This is a genomic window from Frisingicoccus caecimuris (assembly GCF_004340975.1).
Classification (GTDB): domain Bacteria; phylum Bacillota; class Clostridia; order Lachnospirales; family Lachnospiraceae; genus Frisingicoccus; species Frisingicoccus caecimuris.
The window spans coordinates 1-1,251 of sequence record NZ_SLXA01000035.1 but is presented as its reverse complement, the minus strand read 5'-3'; the positions used below and the strand labels follow the sequence as shown (position 1 = coordinate 1,251).

Here is a 1,251-nt window from a genome sequence, read left to right as displayed (position 1 = left end):
GTAGTATTTAGCCTTGGGAGGTGGTCCTCCCGACTTCCCACAAGGTTCCACGTGTCTCGTGGTACTCTGGATTCTGCCTGCTGCCTACGGATTTCGGCTACGGGGCTTTCACCCTCTGCGGCTGGCTTTCCCAAAACCATTCGCCTATCCTATCAGCTCACTTTATGCAGTCCGTAACCCCAGCATGCACGCATGCTGGTTTAGGCTCTTCCCATTTCGCTCGCCGCTACTCCGGGAATCGATCTTTCTTTCTCTTCCTCCGGGTACTTAGATGTTTCAGTTCCCCGGGTTCCCTTCATGCACCTATGGATTCAGTGCATGATGACGGAGGTCTGCTCCGCCGGGTTCCCCCATTCAGACATCGCTGGATCAAAGGATATTTGCTCCTCCCCAGCGCTTATCGCAGCTTATCACGTCTTTCATCGGCTCTCAGTGCCAAGGCATCCGCCCTGCGCTCTTTGTAGCATGACCACACCGCTGTATAGCGTTACAACGATGGGCCGGTCATTTTTATAAGAAAAAAAATGTGTTTGTAAAATTTAAATCTTACGGTTTGATGTCTTATCATTTTCAATATGTAGTTTTCAAGGTACATGACTGTGAACACTTGATAAGCTTGTAAGACAAGCGAATCTAGTGTGAACGTCGTTACCCGTCCACTTAGTGAGGTTCTTTCGAACTTAGTGGCGGCGTAACTTCCGCTCTCATTTCAGTCTTTTATTGACTCAGATTCCCCTCGCGCAAGTCTTCCTGAGCCTTCGAAAGCTTTCAGCTTTCTCAGTCACGGAATCCTTCACATGCCTCCTCGCTTCCGGTCCGCAAAGAATATATTCTTTCGTCCCATCGCTTCGTCTGCGCGTTCAGGAAATCTTCGTGGAGATAACGAGATTCGAACTCGTGACCTCCTGCTTGCAAGGCAGGCGCTCTCCCAACTGAGCTATACCCCCAGAATGGGCTTAAGTGGACTCGAACCACCGACCTCACGCTTATCAGGCGTGCGCTCTAACCGGCTGAGCTATAAGCCCATGAATCTGGCATCCACCTACTCTCCCGTGCCGTCTCCAGCAAAGTACCATCGGCCGTCTGTGTCTTAACCATCGTGTTCGGAATGGGAACGGGTGTGCCCCACAGGCGCATCGACACCAGAAACTTCCTGTTGTCATCACTGACAACTAAACAATAAAACAATCCCTACTCCGTCTTCCTTAGAAAGGAGGTGATCCAGCCGCACCTTCCGATACGGCTACCTTG

General features: G+C 50.8%; 2 tRNA genes and 2 rRNA genes. All 4 read right to left on the bottom strand.

Annotated features, from left to right (window positions below):
* Positions 1 to 471, bottom strand: a 23S ribosomal RNA gene (locus tag EV212_RS13380); the annotation flags it as partial.
* Between the two features lie 403 nt (positions 472 to 874).
* Positions 875 to 947: transfer RNA gene (locus tag EV212_RS13375), tRNA-Ala, on the bottom strand.
* A gap of 4 nt (positions 948 to 951) precedes the next feature.
* A tRNA-Ile gene (locus EV212_RS13370) sits at positions 952 to 1,025 on the bottom strand.
* Between the two features lie 4 nt (positions 1,026 to 1,029).
* A 5S ribosomal RNA gene (gene rrf / locus EV212_RS13365) occupies positions 1,030 to 1,147 on the bottom strand.
* Positions 1,148 to 1,251 lie beyond the last annotated feature (104 nt).